This window comes from Micromonospora sp. SL1-18 (genome assembly GCF_047921505.1).
In the GTDB taxonomy this organism is placed as follows: domain Bacteria; phylum Actinomycetota; class Actinomycetes; order Mycobacteriales; family Micromonosporaceae; genus Micromonospora.
This window is the reverse complement of the sequence record NZ_JBLROA010000045.1, coordinates 1-15970: the sequence shown is the minus strand read 5'-3', so window position 1 is coordinate 15970 and position 15970 is coordinate 1. Positions and strand designations below refer to the sequence as shown.

Sequence of the window (15970 nt, the reverse complement as noted above, 5' to 3'; positions counted from 1 at the left end):
TCCCATGCCGTACCCCGAGATCCGGCCCCGCCGGCTGCGCCGCAACGCGGCCGTGCGGCGGCTGGTCTCCGAGACCCGCGTCGACCCGGCCGATCTGGTCCTGCCGATGTTCGTCAAGGAGGGGCTGACCGAGCCGCGGGCCGTCGCGTCGCTCCCGGGCGTGCTCCAGCACTCCCGGGACTCGTTGCGCAAGGCCGCCGCCGAGGCGGTCGAGGCCGGGGTCGGCGGGCTCATGCTCTTCGGCGTGCCGGCGACGCGGGACGAGTCCGGGTCAGGGGGCCTCGACCCGGACGGCATCCTCAACGTCGCGATCCGGGACGTCGTCGCCGAGGTGGGCGACGCCACCGTGGTGATGAGCGACCTGTGCCTGGACGAGTTCACCTCGCACGGGCACTGCGGGCTGCTCACCCCGGACGGCGCGGTGGACAACGACGCAACGCTGGAGGCGTACGCCCGGATGGCGGTCGCCCAGGCCGACGCCGGGGTCGGCGTGGTCGGCCCGTCCGGGATGATGGACGGCCAGGTCGGCGTGGTCCGCCGGGCACTGGACGCCGCCGGCCACCAGGACGTGGCGGTGCTCGCGTACGCGGTGAAGTACGCCTCGGCGTTCTTCGGCCCGTTCCGGGACGCGGTGGAGTCGGCGTTGGAGGGGGACCGGCGCGCCTACCAGCAGGACCCGGCGAACCTGCGGGAGTCCCTGCGCGAGGTCGAGCTGGACGTCGCCGAGGGCGCCGACATGGTGATGGTCAAGCCGGGGCTGCCGTACCTCGACGTGGTGTCGGCGGTCCGGGCCGCGGTGGACGTCCCGGTCGCCGCCTACCAGGTCTCCGGCGAGTACGCGATGGTCGAGGCGGCCGCCGCCAACGGCTGGATCGACCGGGAGCGGGTGATGCTGGAGACGCTCACCTCGATCCGCCGCGCCGGCGCGCAGATCATCCTCACCTACTGGGCGGCCGAGGCGGCCCAGTTGCTCCGCCGGCGTTACTGAGCCATGACGTTCCCGGGCCCTCGGCGGTCGCCGCGTGGCCCCCGGGTCCGCGCCTGTTGGGGCGAGCCGGTCAGCGCGGGGGATCGAGGCGGTGGACCAGCTCGGCGACGTCGACGCTGTATTCGCACCACTCCCGGTCGGGTCGGTAGCCCAGCTCCGCGTTGACCTTGAGCATGGCCTCGTTGGCCTGCGCGTTCCAGGTCTGCACCTCGGCCAGCTCCGGCTCGGCCGAGCGCAGCTCCAGCAGCATCCGTGCCTTGATCGCCCGGTCGATGCCGTAGCCGCGATGGTCGCGGACGACGATGGTGTCGTACTGGTCGGCCCGGGTCAGGTGCTGCGCCGGCACTACCACCTCGGTCAGCCCGGCCACCTCGCCGCTCTGCTCGTGCAGGGTCAACACGATGTACGGCTTCATGCCCCGCCGGTGCAGCGTGTCCAGGCTGTCCCGCAGCCGCTGCGGATCGTACGAGCTGGGCCGCAGCTCGCCGTCGTCGACGTCGCGTACCTCGGCCTTGGCCCGCGCGTACGCCTCGATCAGGTCGTCCGGCGGGCCGCCCGGGCAGAACTCCAGGTGGTAACCGGCACCCACGCCGGTGGCCATCTCGGCCAGCGCCGGCCAGTCCACCGCGTTCAGGTCGAGCACGCTGCGGGTCTCGACGTATTCTCGGGTGAAGCCGAGCGACTCGTAGAACGCGACGGCCGGAGTGCCGCCCACCACCTCCACGCCGATCGACTGGAAGCCCTCGTCCCAGACCCGGCGAGCGGACACCCGGACCAGCTCGCGGCCGAGGCCGGTGCGCCGGGCCGCCGGGTGCACCAGCACCTCCAGCACCCCGATTCCGCCGAGGAGCAGCACGTTGACGTGCCCCAGGATCATGCCGTCCGGGGCCGGCTCGGCCTGGGCGATCCAGGAGATCCGCCGCTCACCGGACATCACCTCGGAGAGGTATTCCCGCAGCGAGTTCTCCCGCCAGGGCGGATCTTGCGGCAGGTCGGCCGCCAGCACCGCGTTGAGCGTGTCCAGCAGCGACGCGATCTCAGCGGACGACGCGTTCCGAGGGTCCCACTCGCGCACCATCACCCGTCTAGCTTGCCGGCAACGGCTGCCCGGGGGAAGGGTTCGGTGCTCGAATGTATGCGACCGGTCACGTCACGTACCGCTTCGGCGGCCGTACTCGTCCGCTTTGTTGAAGACGTCCTGGGCGTATCGGCGCACGTCGTTGTAGGAGAGGATGGCGCTCCACCAGTCACCCGGAACGGTCAGGTTCCGGCCGCCCTTGCAGAGGTACTGGCCGGCGGCCAGGGCCGCGTCGTTGATGTTGTGGGGATTCCGCACGCCGTCGTTGTCGGCGTCCGCGCCGATCTCCTGCCACGTGCTCGGGATGAACTGCATCGGCCCGATCGCCCGGTCGTAGACGGTGTCGCCGTCGAGCCGGCCCTGGTCCGTGTCGAGGACCCGCAGGCGGCCGCCCTGCCCGTCGAGCGGATCGCCGCGGATCTCCGGTGCGGCGACGCCGTCCGGCCGCAGGGTGGCGCCGTTGGCCGAACCGTGCCCGGACTCGACGTACCCGATCGCGGCGAGCGTGGTCCAGCTGAGCTGGCAGCTCCGGTGCGTCTCGCGGAGCACCAGCTCGGCGTAGCCGTACGCCTGCACGGCGACCAGCGGGATGCCGGTCTTCTGGCTGACCTCCGTTGCCCATCCGGCCAGCGCGTCGGCGGGCCGGCCGGCCGGCCCCACGACCGGTCCGGTCGGTTGCCCGGCGTCCGGCGGCGGCGTCCCGGTCGCCAGGTCGGTCGCCCCCGGTATCCCGGTGGGGGTGTCGGTCGCCCCGGGCGTCGCGCCGTCCGCGGGCACGGCGCCGGTCGGTTCGGTGGCGTCGAGGGCCGCCGGACGCTGCCTGCCGACGGTCTCCGGCACCAGCACCGCTCCGGCCGCCGCGGTGGCCGCGACCAGGGCGAGCAGGAAGAGGCCGCCGACGGTGGTCCGGCCGCTCGGGCGGCGTAACCAGCCCCGGGTGGCCCGGGGTGCGGCGACGCCGGGCTGCGGGGCCGCCGTGGTCGTGGCCGCCTCCGATGTGGCCGCTGCCGGCTCCGGGGCGGTCGCGACGCCGCCGGCCGGGGCGGGTTCGGCGGCCGGACGGGGGCGGGGGACCGGCGCCGGCCCGGCACCGCCGTCGGGCGGCGCGGCCATTCGTAGGGGCCGAACCGTCGATTGTTCCTTGCCGTCCACCACCCGTCGAGTATCACCCATGCCTGTCGTCGCGTCCGGCCCGGCCGTACCCTGGTGGCATGCCCCGGTACGAGTTCCGCTGCCGCGCCTGCGGCGACACCTTCGAGGTCAACCGGCCGATGGCCGAGGCCAGCCAGCCGGCGTCCTGCCCGCAGGGGCACATCGACACCGTGAAGTTGCTCTCCACCGTCGCGCTCACCGGTCGGGGCGGCGGTCCGGCCGGTGGGGCGTCCGCCCCGGCCGGAGGCGGCTGCTGCGGCGGCGCCTGCGGCTGCTGACGTCTCCGGCGATTTCTCTCGCCGGTCGTAATGCCTTGCCGCAGGTGTGAACTTTTGCCACCTTGAGTCGGAATTTGCCCGGCCGTTCTCACGATGCGTGACGGCGTGACCATAGGGCAACATGAAGGCGACGTCAGGGGCGGAGGTTCCACGCATGTCGCCACGGATCCACCTCCCGAGCGGATGGGTGACCTTCGTCTTCACCGACATCGAGGGCTCCACGCGGCTGGCCCAGCTGCTCGGTCCGGGTTACCGCCCGGTGCTGCGGGAACACCGCCGCCTGCTGCGTGACACGTTGGCCGGCACCGGCGGGGCGGAGCTGCTGACCGAGGGCGACTCCTTCTTCCTCGCCTTCCCCGACGCGACCGCGGCGCTCGCCGCCTGTCTGACCGCTCAACGCGCGCTGGCCAACCACGACTGGCCGACGCCCGAGGCCACGCCCCGGGTCCGGATGGGCCTGCACACCGGCTACGCCGAACCCGGCGACGGCGAGTACGCCAGCCCCGAGGTGCACCGGGCGGCCCGAGTGGCCGCCGCCGCCCACGGTGGACAGGTGCTCTGCTCGGCGGCGACAGCGCGGCACGCCGACCCGCTGCCGGACGGGGCGTCCCTGTTGGACCTCGGGCTGCACCGGCTGCGCGGCTTCGACGACCGGGATCGGCTGTTCCAGCTGGTGGCACCCGGCCTGGAGCGGCGTTTCCCGCGACCGCGTACCGCCGACGCGGTGGCGCACAACCTGCCCACCCAGGTCACCTCGTTCGTCGGGCGGACGGTGGAACGGGCCGAGCTGAAGCGGCTGATCGAGACGTACCGCCTGGTGACCGTGCTGGGCGCGGGCGGCACCGGCAAGACGCGGCTGGCGGTCGAGCTGGCCACCGGGATCGTCGAGGCGTACCCGGACGGGGTGTGGTTCGTCGACATCGCCGCGGTGACCGATCCGGGCCTGGTCGCCTTCGAGATCGCCGCGGTGCTCGGGCTCCGCCCGGAGCCCGGCCGACCGATGACGGACACGCTGGTCGAGTACGCGGCCACCCGCCGGATGCTGATCGTGCTGGACACCTGCGACGCCCAGCCGGCCGCCTCGGCCGCGGCGATCTCCCGACTGCTGGCCGGCGCCCGGGACGTCCGGGTGATCGCCACCAGCCGGGAGTCGTTCGGCCTGCCCGGCGAGGTGGTGTGGCGGATTCCGCCGCTCTCGGACGATCCACGCCCGGACGGGGGAGAGAGCGACGCGGTGGCGCTGCTGCTGGAGCGGACCGCGGCGGCCCGGGGCGGCCGGCCGCCGGACCCGGCCGAGCAGGCCGACCTGCACCGGGTGGTCCGCCGGCTGGACGGGTTGCCGCTGGCCCTCGAGCTGGCCGCGGCCCGGCTGCGGGTGCTTTCGGCCGGGCAGCTCGCCGAGCGCCTCGATGACATGCTGGACACGCTGGACGCTGGGCGGGACGAGCCGGAGCCGGTACGCCGGTCGGCCCACGAACGGCACCTGACCATGCAGGCCACGGTCACCTGGTCGTACCGGACGCTGGGGGCGCGCCCGGCCCGGCTGCTGCGCTGGCTGGCGGTCTTCGCCGGGCCGGTGGACCTGACGGCGGTGCAGTGGCTGCTCGACGACGATCCGCTCGACCCGCTCTCCGTGCTGGTGGACAAGTCGATGGTGCTGGCCGAGCCGCACGCCTCGGGCAGCACCTACCGGATGCTCGACCCGATCCGGGCGTACGCGGCCCGTCGGTTGATCGAGGCCGGCGAGGAGCGGACCGTCCGGGACCGACACGTCGCCTGGTCCCAGCACGCCCTGGACCGCGCCCGTCTGGGCCCGGACGGCCGACCGGTCACCCTGTCCCTGTACGCGCTCGACCCGCTCGCCGGGGAACTGCGGGCCGCCCTGCGCTGGTGTGCCACCGGCGGCAGCGCCCGTCCGGGGCTCCGGCTGGCCGGCGGGCTCGACCAGTGGTGGCGGGAGCGGGGGCTGGCCCGGGAGGGGCGGCTCTGGCTGTTCCGGTTGTACGGACGGATCGCCGAGAACGGCGAGACGATCCCGGAGGCGGAGCTGGCGGCGGCGTACCACATGCACTCGTTGCACGCCGGCGCGGACGGTGAGTTCGCCGAGGAGCTGCGCTACTCGCAGCGGGCCGAGGCGGCCGCCCGGGAGGCCGGCGACCTCGGCCTGCTCGCCCGGGTGCTGGCCGGCCGGGCCGCACCGCTGATCGACATGGGACAGTTCGCCGAGGCGGAGCGGGTCTGCCGCGAGGTGATCGACTGGTCGTACGCGCAGGACGTGGTCTCCGACGCGGTGCTCGCCCTGTACAACCTGGCCGAGCTGCTCTGGCGCCGGGGCGCGCTGGACGAGGCGGCCGAACTGCTCGGCGCGGCCCGGCCGGTCGAGGCGGCCCAGCCGGTCGAGCGGGGCCGCCGCTCGGTGGACATGCTGCTCGGCATGGTGGCGCTGGCCCGGGGCGACCTGGTGGCCGCGCACGAGCATCTGCTGGTGGCGCTGCGCTCCCGGATGAGCCACGGCTACCTGGGCGGGGCCTGCGACACGGTGAACGCGATCGCGGTGCGGTCCGCGCTGGATGGGGGCGGGGTGACCGCGGCCCGGCTGTTCGGCGCGGCCCAGGCCACCCGGGCGGACCTGCGGGCCACCCCCGGCATCTACGGCCCGTACTGGCAGGAGCGGCAGGCGGAGCTGCGCCGGGAGCTGGGCGACGCCGCGTTCGAGGCGGCGTACGGCGAGGGCGGCGAGCTGGCTCTGGAGGAGGCTGCGGCGCTGGCCCTCGGCGTCGAGCGCGTCGTGCGAGACGGAGGCCCCCGGTCGCCGGAGCGGCCGGGGGCATCCGAGGTACATCAGCGCACGAAGCGCGCCGGGCTGGCCGGGCTCTCGTTCCAGACCCGGTCGAGGGCGGTCACGTGGTAGGTGTACGCCGTCCCGTCCGTCGCGTCGGTGTCCACCCAGGACTGGATGTCGCCATCGGCGCCGCGCACGGTGCCGACCAGGTGGGCCGCGTCGGCGAAGCCGCACGAGTCGACGTGGCCGTTGCCGTCGAACCGGTAGATCGCGTACGCGGTGGCGGTGCCGAACGGACCCTTGCCGTTCGCCGGCTGCCGCCAGGTCAGCCGTACGCCACCGTCACGCCGCTCGGCGCCGGTCACGACCGGGGCGAGCAGCCGCTGTGCCGGGAGGTGGGACATCGTCGGCACCAGCGCCGGGCGGGAGTAGTGCTCGGCGGCGTAGATGTCGGTGGCGCCGAGCCGGTTCCCCCGCACCTGCACCGCGGAGAAGTGCACGTTGCCGAGCACCTCCGGGTACGACCGGTTCAGCGTCAGGTGGTCCGACAGCTCGCGCGGGTTCATCCAGAACGACCCGTACGCCGAATCACCGCTCTTGTAGTCGGCCTGGCCGATGTATAGCTGCACGTTGGTGCCGCGCACCTGCTCGGCCCACCAGGGCACCAGCCGGGCGTAGTCGGCCGCCGGGTACTGGCCGATGTACCAGTAGAGCTGCGGCACCACGTAGTCGATCCACTCCTCCTTGATCCACTTCCGGGTGTCGGCGGAGATGATGTCGTACGACTGCGAGCCGGTGGTGTCCGAGCCGGTCGGGTCGGCCGACTTGTTGCGCCAGATGCCGAACGGGCTGACCCCGAACTTCACCCACGGCTTGACCGCCTTGATCTTGGCGTTCATCTCCTGGACCAGCAGGTTGATGTTGTCCCGCCGCCAGTCGGCCCGGTCGGTGAAGCCCCGGTTGTACTGCGCGAAGGTGGCGTCGTCGGGGTACTGGTACGTGCCGCTCGGATACGGGTAGAAGTAGTCGTCGAAGTGCACGCCGTCGATGTCGTACCGGTTGACCGCGTCCATCATCGCGGTCTCGACGAACTCGCGGACCTCGGGGACGCCGGGGTTGTAGTAGAGCCGGCTGCCGGCCACCCCGGCCGGTGGGTACGCGAACACCCAGTCCGGGTGCTGCCGGGCCGGGTGGTTGGGCGCGAGCTTCGACAGGTCCGCGCCGGCGCCCGGGGCCGGCATCGAGACCCGGTACGGGTTGAGCCAGGCGTGGAACTCCAGGTTCCGCTTGTGCGACTCCTCGACGAGGAAGGCCAGCGGGTCCCAGCCCGGGTCCTTGCCGCGTACCCCGGTCAGGTACTCCGACCACGGCTCGTACGGCGACGGCCAGAACGCGTCGGCGGTCGGGCGGACCTGGACCACGACGGCGTTGTGGTTGAGCCGCTGGGCCAGGTCCAGCCAGCCCAGGTACTCCGCCTTCTGCTTGGCGACCTGGTCCGGCGCGGTCTGGGACGCCTTGCTGGGCCAGTCGATGTTGGTCACCGACGCGATCCACATGGCCCGGAACTGCCGCTTGGTGGTGGCCGGGTCGGTGGCGCAGGTGGTCGAGGATTCGGTGGTGGTGTCGGTGTCCGCGGCGCGCGCGGGGGTGCTGGCGGCGAGTGCGCCGAGCAGCGCCACGGCCAGCCCGGCGGCGCTGAGCCGAGTTGCCTTCATGCGGTGCGGTCCCTTCGTTGGGCTGCCGGGAGGTGACGGGCGGCGGCGGACATCCCGGGCACCTCCGTAAAGATTCGCCGCAGAGCGTTCGCCGCCGGTAGGAAACTTTCATCAATCACCAGGCGGGCGCAAGACCTCCGAACCGATCGATACGTAGGTTGGACCGAACGCCCGAGGGTGAACTGACGCACCTGGCGTTGTGTGACCTCCACCCCACGAAGGGTGAGCGGCAGGTCCGCCGGGACCTGCCGCTCGCCGCGCCCTTGACGGTCAGTCGAAGAAGCGGGCCAGATGGTACGGGGGTGGGGGCGGGGCGTCGGGTGGCAGCGGGGTGAGGTCGGCGAAGATCGAGGCGCCGTCGCAGCCGACGTGCAGCGGATACCAGCGCGGGGTGCCGGGCGGGCGCTGACCGCAGATGCCCTTGAAGGTCTGCACGTCCAGCAGCCGTACGTGGGTCGGGTCGGCGACCGCGTTCACGTGCCGCCACCAGGGGCTCATCACGTGGAGCACGCCCCCCGGCCGCAGCGCCCGGTGGCACTCGTCGAACAGCGGCAGGAAGTCGATCAGGTGCTCCATGATGTGCACCGCGAAGAACACGTCCACCGAATCGTCGGCGAGCGGCAGCGAACCGGACAGGTCGGCCACCGCGTTCACCCCTGGCGCGGGGTAGATGTCCAGCCCCAGGTTGCCCGGCCACTGCTTGGTCCCCCCGCAGCCCAGGTCCACCACCACGGGTGCCCGGCCCGCGACGGTGACCCGGCACCAGACGCCGAGCACCCCGGCGAGGCGGCCCACCAGGTCCCGGACGAGCCGTAGCTCGGCCGGGTCGGCGACCTCGCCGCTCAGGTGGGCGACGCCCCGGTCGAAGCGCACCTCCACGGCCAGCGGGCGCAGCCGCTCGTCGTGCCGGACCAGGTCGGCCCACGCCTCGGCGAGGAACCCGTCGACCATCCTGAGCCGCTCGCCCGAGGGTGGGGACTGCGCCATCGTCACCATGCGCCACCTCCGGGCGCGCGATACCCGTATCGTCGCCCGGTATGCCTCGATCTCGGCGATTTCGCCTTTCGTGCGGCCTCCACCGGTTGCGACGCCGCTCCCCGGATCAGTCTTCGGCGATCCGTCCGGCGTCCACCCGCAGTCGCCGGTTGACGCTCACCGCCTCCAGCATCCGCCGGTCGTGGGTCACCAACAGCAGGGTGCCCGGGTACGTGGCCAGGGCTGATTCCAACTGCTCGATCGCCGGCAGGTCCAGGTGGTTGGTCGGCTCGTCCAGCACCAGCAGGTTCACGCCGCGTCCCTGTAGCAGGGCCAGGGCGGCCCGGGTCCGCTCGCCGGGAGAAAGGGTCGCCGCCGGCCGCAGCACGTGGTCCGCGCGCAGGCCGAACTTGGCCAGCAACGTCCGCACGTCCGCCGGGCTCATTTCCGGTACGGCGGCGCCGAAGACGTCCAGCAGGGGCTGGTCGCCGAGGAAGAGCCCCCGGGCCTGGTCGACCTCGCCCACCACCACGCCCGGGCCGAGCGCCGCGTGGCCCTCGTCGAGCGGCAGTCGGCCCAGCAGCGCGGCGAGCAGGGTGCTCTTGCCGGAGCCGTTCGCCCCGGTGATCGCCACCCGGTCGGCCCAGTCGATCTGGAGATCCACCGGACCGAGGGTGAAGCCGCCCCGACGTACGACGGCACCCCGCAGCGAGGCCACCACCGCGCCGGCGCGGGGTGCGGCGGCGATCTCCATCCGCAGCTCCCACTCCTTGCGGGGCTCCTCGACCACCTCCAGCCGTTCGATCAGCCGCTCGGTCTGCTTGGCCTTCGCCGCCTGCTTCTCCGAGGTCTGACCGCGGAAGTACTTCACGTGCTTGTCCGGGTCGGTTGCCTTGCGGCGGGCGTTGCGCACGCCCTTCTCCATCCAGGCCCGCTGCATCCGGGCCCGCGCCTCCAGCTCGGTCCGGGTATCGGCGTACTCCTCGTACTCCTCGCGGGCGTGCCGGCGGGCCACCTCCCGCTCCTCCAGGTACGCCGCGTAGCCGCCGCCGTAGTGCCGGACCTGCCGCTGGTGCAGGTCCAGCTCCAGCACCCGGGTCACCGTCCGGGTGAGGAACTCCCGGTCGTGGCTGACCAGCACCGTTCCGGCGCGCAGCCCGGTGACGAACTTCTCCAGCCGGTCCAGCCCGGCCAGGTCCAGGTCGTTGGTGGGCTCGTCGAGCAGGAAGACGTCGTACCGGCTGAGCAGCAGGGAGGCCAGCCCCGCCCGGGCCGCCTGCCCGCCGGAGAGGCCGGTCATCGGGTGCTCCAGGTCGACGCCCAGGCCCAGCTCGGCGGCCACCTGCTCGGCCCGCTCGTCGAGGTCCGCGCCACCGAGGTCGAGCCAGCGCTCCAGAGCGACGGCGTACGCGTCGTCGGCCCCCGCGACGCCGGCGGTGAGCGCCTCGGTGGCCGCGTCCAGCGCCGCCTGCGCCTCCGCCACCCCGGTACGCCGGGCCAGGAAGTCCCGGACCGTCTCGCCCGGCCGGCGCTCCGGCTCCTGCGGCAGGTAGCCGACGGTGGCGGTGGGCGGGTTCAACGCCACCGAGCCCTGCTCCCGCGGCTGCAGCCCGGCGAGCGTACGCAGCAGCGTCGACTTGCCGGCGCCGTTCACCCCGACCAGCCCGACCACATCGCCGGGGGCGACGACCAGGTCCAGGTCGGCGAAGAGCAACGAGCCACCGTGGCCGGCGGTGAGGTCCTTGGCGATCATTGTGGCGCTCATGAGGTGATCGAGCCTACCGCCGGGGCGGCCCGGGACCGATTCGATTACCGGTGCGCTGGAGGCGACCGCGTTGAGAGACACTCACTGCCGTGGTGACCACTCTGGCGATCGACTGTGGTGGCGGCGGGATCAAGGCCTCCGTGCTGGACGCCGCCGGCACGATGCGGGCCCGCCCGGTGCGGGTGCCGACGCCGTACCCGCTGCCCCCGTCGTTCTTCGTCAAGACGCTGCTGGAGCTGGCCGGCCGGCTGCCGGTGGCGGACCGACTCACGGTCGGGATGCCGGGCATGATCCGGCACGGTGTGGTGGTGGCCACCCCGCACTACGTCACCCGGTCCGGCCCACGCAGCAAGATCGATCCGCAGCTGGTGGCCGAGTGGTCCGGGTACGACGCGCGCAGCGCGCTGGCCGAGGCGTTCGGGATCCCGGCGCTGGTGCTCAACGACGCCGAGGTGCACGGCGCGGGCGTGGTCGCCGGGACCGGGTGCGAGCTGGTGCTGACCCTCGGCACCGGGCTGGGCAGTGCGCTCTTCGACGGCGGAGTGCTCGCCCCGCACCTGGAGCTGTCGCACGCGCCGGTGCGCTGGAACACCACCTATGACACGTACATCGGGGAGGTGGAGCGCCGTCGCCTCGGCGACGCGTTCTGGTCCCGGCGGATCCGGCAGATGGTGGAGGGACTGCGGCCGGTCTTCCGCTGGGACCGGCTCTATCTGGGCGGGGGCAACTCGCGGCTGATCCGGCGGGAGCAGTTGGCCCGGATGGGCGACGACGTGGTGGTCGTCCCGAACACGGCCGGCATCGTCGGCGGGGTCCGAGCCTGGGAGCTGGTGGGCGGCCGCTACGACCCGACCTCCTGAGGCGCAACTTCCCATGCAGGAACACTCGCGGTACGGCGGTTGTTGTGCCAGCGTCTGACAAAGGGCGGCGCGACACTGGGAGGTGGGTCGAGTGGATCTTCTGGCGGAGTACCGGCGGGCGACCATGTTCTTCGAAGCGGGTGACCCGACCGGGGCGGCCCGGCTGCTCGAGCCGATCGTCGAGGCGGAGCCCGGCAACTCCTCGGTACGGCAGCTGCTGGCCCGGGCGTACTTCCAGTCGGCCCAGCTCACCCGGGCCGAGGAGCAGCTGCGGGAGCTGATCGACCGGGATCCGAGCGACCACTACGCGCACCACGTGCTGGGCCGCACCCTGGAACGGCTGAACCGGCCCGTCGACGCGCTGCGGTACCTGCGCATCGCGGCGGCTATGTACTCGACCAACGCCGACTACACCGCGGCGCTGCACCGCGTGGAGGCCAAGGTCAACGGGGGCCGGGCGTGAAGCTCAAGCTCGATCTCCACGAGATCTACAACAGGGGCTACGAGATCGACCGCGCCCTGCGCGACATCATGAACGAGGCGGTGGCGAAGAAGGCGACCCTGGTGGAGATCATCCCCGGCAAGGGCTCCGGCCAGCTCAAGAAGAAGGTGCTGCGCTTCCTCGACCAGAAGGACGTCAAGCAGCTCTACCACCGGGTCGAGAAGGACTCGAAGAACTTCGGCCGCCTCTTCGTCCACTTCCGCTGGAAATAGTGATGGCATGGCCCCTGACCTGCACTTTAGGTCGCTTACCGGGCCGCTGAACCATGATCATGCCGTCTCCAGGCCGTCGCCGGCTTCCGGGCCGTCGGCGGCCGGCTGGTCCTCGCCGCCGCGCGGATCGTCGGCGTCCAGACGCCCTGGTTGAACATTGAGCGGGTCAGCGCCGACCGGCGGGCAATCCTCAGCATGGCGTTCAACCGAGCAGCTACCGAGCCCCTCACACGGCTCGTCAACGGTTGGTTTCTTGTTTCATCCTGGCCCAGGCGATGAGCCCGATGAGGGCAGGCACGATAGCGGGAATTGAGGCAACGGCAGCAGCGGCAAGGCTTCGCTCGCCGAGCTTCGGGTTGCCACGCCGATGGGCAACGATGGCGATTACGGCGAGGGCAGCAGCCAGCACCATAAGACTGCCGTGCACGAAACCCCACAGATTGTGGTGGCTGGAGACCAAGACGTCATTGACGTAGACGGACTTGCCGGTTGGGTACAGCCCCGTGGACGCCAAGGCGGTTAGGCCTGTCGCGGCGACCAGGGCGCTGGTGATCTTGGAGAGCTTCGGGGCGCTCGGCATGGCCGCAGGATAGCTGCCGTCCGCTACGACGGTCTGGTTACTCTGCCCGGTGCAACGGGCGTTGTCGAGATTTCAGGGCCGGCTTTTGATCGGCCACCGCCCCTCTGTCGCCCAGTCGTGCTGCCTCCGTGACCTCGGAATGCATAACCTCCGGTCTATGCGATCCCGTGCGGCTGTGGTGACGGCGATGTTCTTGACCGTGCTGCTGGGCCTGTCCGTGCTTCTCGGCTGCCTCTTCAGCTTGGTGGCCTTCGCGCCCTCGGAACCATGTCGGACGAATCCATCGACTCATTCCAACGGGCGTTGCTCGCAGTCAGCGTCGCCCTGGTGGTGCCGATCGAGCGGGTGAGTTCCTGTTGATGTGCGCCATGCTGAACCCGCCGGGCCAGCAGCCGCCATCAAATTGCCTGCAGCTGGCCGTCTCGCTGACAAGGCGCATGCGGCCATGGCCACGGCGTTCGCTGCCGTCCTGGACGTCCACGGTCTCCCCCTGATCCGTCCGCTGTTGTTCGCCGACGGCCGGCTGTTCTAGTTGTCGGTCTACGGAATCGGAATCGGCAGCTAGGAGAAGAAGAGCCTGGCCAAGGTGGGCCAGACGGTCCAGAACACCGGGGTCGGACCCTCGTACCCGCCGAGCACGAGCACTGACAGGATGATCGCTGCGCCGGGGAGCAGGACAACCGCGGCCGGTACGGCCACGCGTAGCAGCATCGGACGGTGCCGGCTCCTCAGTACGTGGAAGGCGAATGCGCCGGCCAGCGCGCCGAGGAGGGCACCGATCAGCGTGCCGGCAGCGACCCCGGCGGGCGTCGCCCGGTAGAAGGTCACCACCGGACCGCCCGCGTCGTGGGTGTATTCCGCCACCAGGTTCCCGCGCTCGGCGCTCCAACTGGCGCACGGGTATCCCGGCAGGCCGCGAAAGTGCTGCCAACCATGCGTCGCCGCATTGGCGCGGGTGGCCCGGCCCGGCCCGCAGTCGATGACCTCGGGGGCGTACTCGCGCAGCGGCTCGTAGTTGACCTCTACGAAGCCGGGGCCGTAGCTCTCGTCACCGAGGCGTGATCCGTACTCATAGTCGCGCCGGTCCGTCTCGCCGTCAGGAGTGACCCCCGGAATGATCTCCTGCGCCAGGACCAGTGCCTCAGCATTGCTCGGCAGTGGGGCCGGGTTGCGACCGCCGATCCACGAGCCGACGGTGGCGCCAAGAATGGCCAGGAGCAAAGCCCCGAGCAACACAACTCGCACTCCGACCCACCCTTTGGGGTTGTCCATCGCCGCACCGCCTCCTCGACCGGGGGGAAGGATAGCTGTCCCTCGATAACTTCGCCCGCGCGGTGCCGTCCGTTGCCGTCGCCCACTCAGCACGGAAGGCAGTACCAAGCTCACCTTCCTCGGCCATACGGGAGTAGCGGCGCGACATCCCCGGTTGCGGACCTGTCGGAACTCATATTATGCTCGTAATATGAGTCAGCGGCAGCTTCAGAAGGCCCAAACCCGCCAGCGAATCGTGCGGTCCGCGGTGGACCTGCTCAAGCGTCGCGGGCTGGCCGACGCCAGCGTCTCCGAGGTCATGTCCGGGGCTGGCTTGACCGTCGGCGGCTTTTACGCCCATTTCCCGTCGAAAGATGTCCTCGCTGAGGAGGCCGTGCGGGAGGCATTGGCCGAGCGGCGCCGCTTGTTTCTCGAGCGGCCCGATCGGGACGGTTGGCGGCCACGTCTGGAATCCGCGCTGAGCGAGTACTTTTCCCAGCGGCATCGAGATGACCGAGGTGGGGGATGCCCGATGCCGGCGGCCTCCATCGATGCGGCCAAAAGCCGAACAGCCGCAACCGTTCTCGCCGAAGAGTTGGCCAGGATGGCCGAGGCATTTGAGACGGGACGCGATCTGGCGAGCCCCAGGGCACCGCGCGACGCGGCGCTGGGAAGTCTCGCATTGATGGTGGGGGGCATGATCGTTGCCCGCGCCGTCGAAGGGACCCCCCTCTCCGACGAGATCCTGGCGGCTGCCACACGCTTTGGTGCCGCAGCGCTGCACCAGCTCAAGGAGGCTGAAGAAGCATGAGCACACAGGATTGGCTGAGCAACCGGCGTGGGGAGTGGTACGTGGTGGCCCAGGCGGTGGTGATGACCGCCGCGCTGTTCGCCCCAATACTCGACGGGCGGCTCGGCACGGGCATCGCCCTCGCCGCCGGGGCGGCACTCAGCATCGCCGGGTTGGCCATCGTGGTGATCGGATCGATCCGATTGGGACGCAACCTGTCGCCCTTCCCGAAGCCAAGGGATGACGGTGGGCTGGTACGGGAAGGGATATTCTCGCTGGTCCGGCACCCGATCTACAGCGGGTTCATCTTCCTCACCCTCGGCTGGAGCCTGGTGTGGACCAGCCTCGCAGGGCTCATCGGCGCGCTGATCCTGCTGGCGCTCTTCGACATCAAGGCCCGACGCGAGGAACGGTGGCTGGAAACGAAATTCGCGGAGTACGCCGAATACCGGCGCCGGGTGAAGAAGCTTATCCCGTTCGTCTACTAAGGCTCACGATGTTGGTTATGAATCCTCAGTAGACGTAGAATTCCCGGGTGGGATTTCTCCGGCTGTGGAAGGCCGCGAAGCGTTTGGGTGGATTCCAGCCGGTGGCGCTGTATCTGTGGCCTGGTGCGGGGAAGATTCCGGTGGCGTGGGGTGGCCGGTGAGTCGGAAGCTACCTCTGACCGAAGGTGGGGCCTCACGTACGGCGTGTGCCCGCGCGCTGCTGCGTACTGGGGCGGACGAGGAGACCGGCGTCGTTCTGTCCCGGTCGATGCTGGCGGAGCGGGTGGGCTGGTGTGCTGATCTGGTGGCGGGCATGGTGGGCGCCCTGATCAGCGAGCACTGGAACAGTGTGGATGTGGGGGTGTTGGCTTCCGGGCAGGATGCGGGTGGGCGGAGGCTGCCGTCGAACGCGTGGATGGCGTTGCATCGCCTGGGCTGGACCACGGCCGTGCCTGCGGGTGTGCGGGTTAATGACCGGATCGTGCGGATGGCCCAAGAACAGGCAGGGCGTGCCCTGCGCTCGGTGAAGTGGCGCGCTGACCTGACCGCCGGGA

The 15970-nt window shown here is 71.4% G+C and carries 16 protein-coding genes; 9 read left to right on the top strand and 7 right to left on the bottom strand.

Annotation, left to right across the window (positions count from 1 at the left end; translation table 11 throughout):
• Nucleotides 1-4 precede the first annotated feature (4 nt).
• Nucleotides 5-988, top strand: a complete 984-nt coding sequence (hemB, locus tag ACNAW0_RS20640; protein WP_416289578.1) for a porphobilinogen synthase — start codon at nt 5-7, stop codon at nt 986-988.
• Nucleotides 989-1058: 70 nt separating this feature from the next.
• Here hemB and ACNAW0_RS20635 read toward each other — a convergent pair whose 3' ends face one another.
• Together ACNAW0_RS20635 and ACNAW0_RS20630 are read right to left on the bottom strand one after the other, a co-directional pair.
• Entirely contained in the window at nt 1059-2066 is a 1008-nt protein-coding gene (locus ACNAW0_RS20635) for a GNAT family N-acetyltransferase (RefSeq protein ID WP_416289611.1), read from the bottom strand.
• 72 nt (nt 2067-2138) lie between these two features.
• Complete coding sequence (locus ACNAW0_RS20630) at nt 2139-3221, bottom strand: lytic transglycosylase domain-containing protein (RefSeq protein ID WP_416289610.1); 1083 nt, start codon at nt 3219-3221, stop codon at nt 2139-2141.
• Between the two features lie 56 nt (nt 3222-3277).
• Here ACNAW0_RS20630 and ACNAW0_RS20625 point away from each other — a divergent pair, with 56 nt between their 5' ends.
• Nucleotides 3278-3496, top strand: coding sequence for an FmdB family zinc ribbon protein (locus tag ACNAW0_RS20625; protein WP_416289577.1), 219 nt, complete (start codon nt 3278-3280; stop codon nt 3494-3496).
• 154 nt (nt 3497-3650) lie between these two features.
• On the top strand, nt 3651-6407 hold the full coding sequence (locus tag ACNAW0_RS20620; protein WP_416289576.1) for an ATP-binding protein: 2757 nt from the start codon (nt 3651-3653) through the stop codon (nt 6405-6407).
• On the opposite strand, the gene ACNAW0_RS20615 is transcribed toward ACNAW0_RS20620, so the two are convergent.
• From ACNAW0_RS20615 to ACNAW0_RS20605, 3 genes are all read right to left on the bottom strand, one after another.
• Complete coding sequence (locus ACNAW0_RS20615) at nt 6338-7993, bottom strand: glycoside hydrolase family 10 protein (protein ID WP_416289575.1); 1656 nt, start codon at nt 7991-7993, stop codon at nt 6338-6340. The genes ACNAW0_RS20620 and ACNAW0_RS20615 overlap by 70 nt on opposite strands.
• Nucleotides 7994-8263: 270 nt before the next feature.
• The gene (locus ACNAW0_RS20610; protein ID WP_416289574.1) at nt 8264-8989 is read right to left on the bottom strand and encodes a methyltransferase domain-containing protein; all 726 of its coding nucleotides are present in this window, start codon (nt 8987-8989) and stop codon (nt 8264-8266) included.
• Between the two features lie 106 nt (nt 8990-9095).
• The gene (locus ACNAW0_RS20605; RefSeq protein WP_416289572.1) at nt 9096-10733 is read right to left on the bottom strand and encodes an ABC-F family ATP-binding cassette domain-containing protein; all 1638 of its coding nucleotides are present in this window, start codon (nt 10731-10733) and stop codon (nt 9096-9098) included.
• An 89-nt stretch (nt 10734-10822) separates the two neighbouring features.
• On the opposite strand from ACNAW0_RS20605, the gene ACNAW0_RS20600 reads away from it, so the two are divergent.
• The 3 genes from ACNAW0_RS20600 (at nt 10823) to ACNAW0_RS20590 (ending at nt 12307) form a co-directional block, all read left to right on the top strand.
• Nucleotides 10823-11593, top strand: coding sequence for an ROK family protein (locus tag ACNAW0_RS20600; RefSeq protein ID WP_416289571.1), 771 nt, complete (start codon nt 10823-10825; stop codon nt 11591-11593).
• Nucleotides 11594-11684: 91 nt separating this feature from the next.
• The gene (locus ACNAW0_RS20595) at nt 11685-12056 is read left to right on the top strand and encodes a tetratricopeptide repeat protein (protein WP_416289570.1); all 372 of its coding nucleotides are present in this window, start codon (nt 11685-11687) and stop codon (nt 12054-12056) included.
• Nucleotides 12053-12307, top strand: coding sequence for a Smr/MutS family protein (locus ACNAW0_RS20590; RefSeq protein ID WP_416289569.1), 255 nt, complete (start codon nt 12053-12055; stop codon nt 12305-12307). The genes ACNAW0_RS20595 and ACNAW0_RS20590 overlap by 4 nt, the downstream gene beginning before the upstream one ends.
• Before the next feature lie 238 nt (nt 12308-12545).
• Here ACNAW0_RS20590 and ACNAW0_RS20585 read toward each other — a convergent pair whose 3' ends face one another.
• Both ACNAW0_RS20585 and ACNAW0_RS20580 read right to left on the bottom strand, forming a co-directional pair.
• Nucleotides 12546-12887: a hypothetical protein gene (locus ACNAW0_RS20585; RefSeq protein ID WP_416289568.1), complete on the bottom strand. Its 342-nt coding sequence runs from the start codon at nt 12885-12887 to the stop codon at nt 12546-12548.
• 561 nt (nt 12888-13448) lie between these two features.
• Nucleotides 13449-14132: a hypothetical protein gene (locus tag ACNAW0_RS20580; protein ID WP_416289567.1), complete on the bottom strand. Its 684-nt coding sequence runs from the start codon at nt 14130-14132 to the stop codon at nt 13449-13451.
• A gap of 217 nt (nt 14133-14349) precedes the next feature.
• Between ACNAW0_RS20580 and ACNAW0_RS20575 the strand changes: the two genes are divergently transcribed.
• From ACNAW0_RS20575 to ACNAW0_RS20565, 3 genes are all read left to right on the top strand, one after another.
• Nucleotides 14350-14949, top strand: a complete 600-nt coding sequence (locus ACNAW0_RS20575; RefSeq protein WP_416289566.1) for a TetR/AcrR family transcriptional regulator — start codon at nt 14350-14352, stop codon at nt 14947-14949.
• On the top strand, nt 14946-15416 hold the full coding sequence (locus ACNAW0_RS20570) for a methyltransferase family protein (RefSeq protein WP_416289565.1): 471 nt from the start codon (nt 14946-14948) through the stop codon (nt 15414-15416). Before ACNAW0_RS20575 ends, ACNAW0_RS20570 begins: the two co-directional genes overlap by 4 nt.
• Before the next feature lie 268 nt (nt 15417-15684).
• Nucleotides 15685-15970 (top strand): hypothetical protein (locus tag ACNAW0_RS20565; protein ID WP_416289564.1); only part of this gene is annotated, 286 nt, incomplete at its 3' end.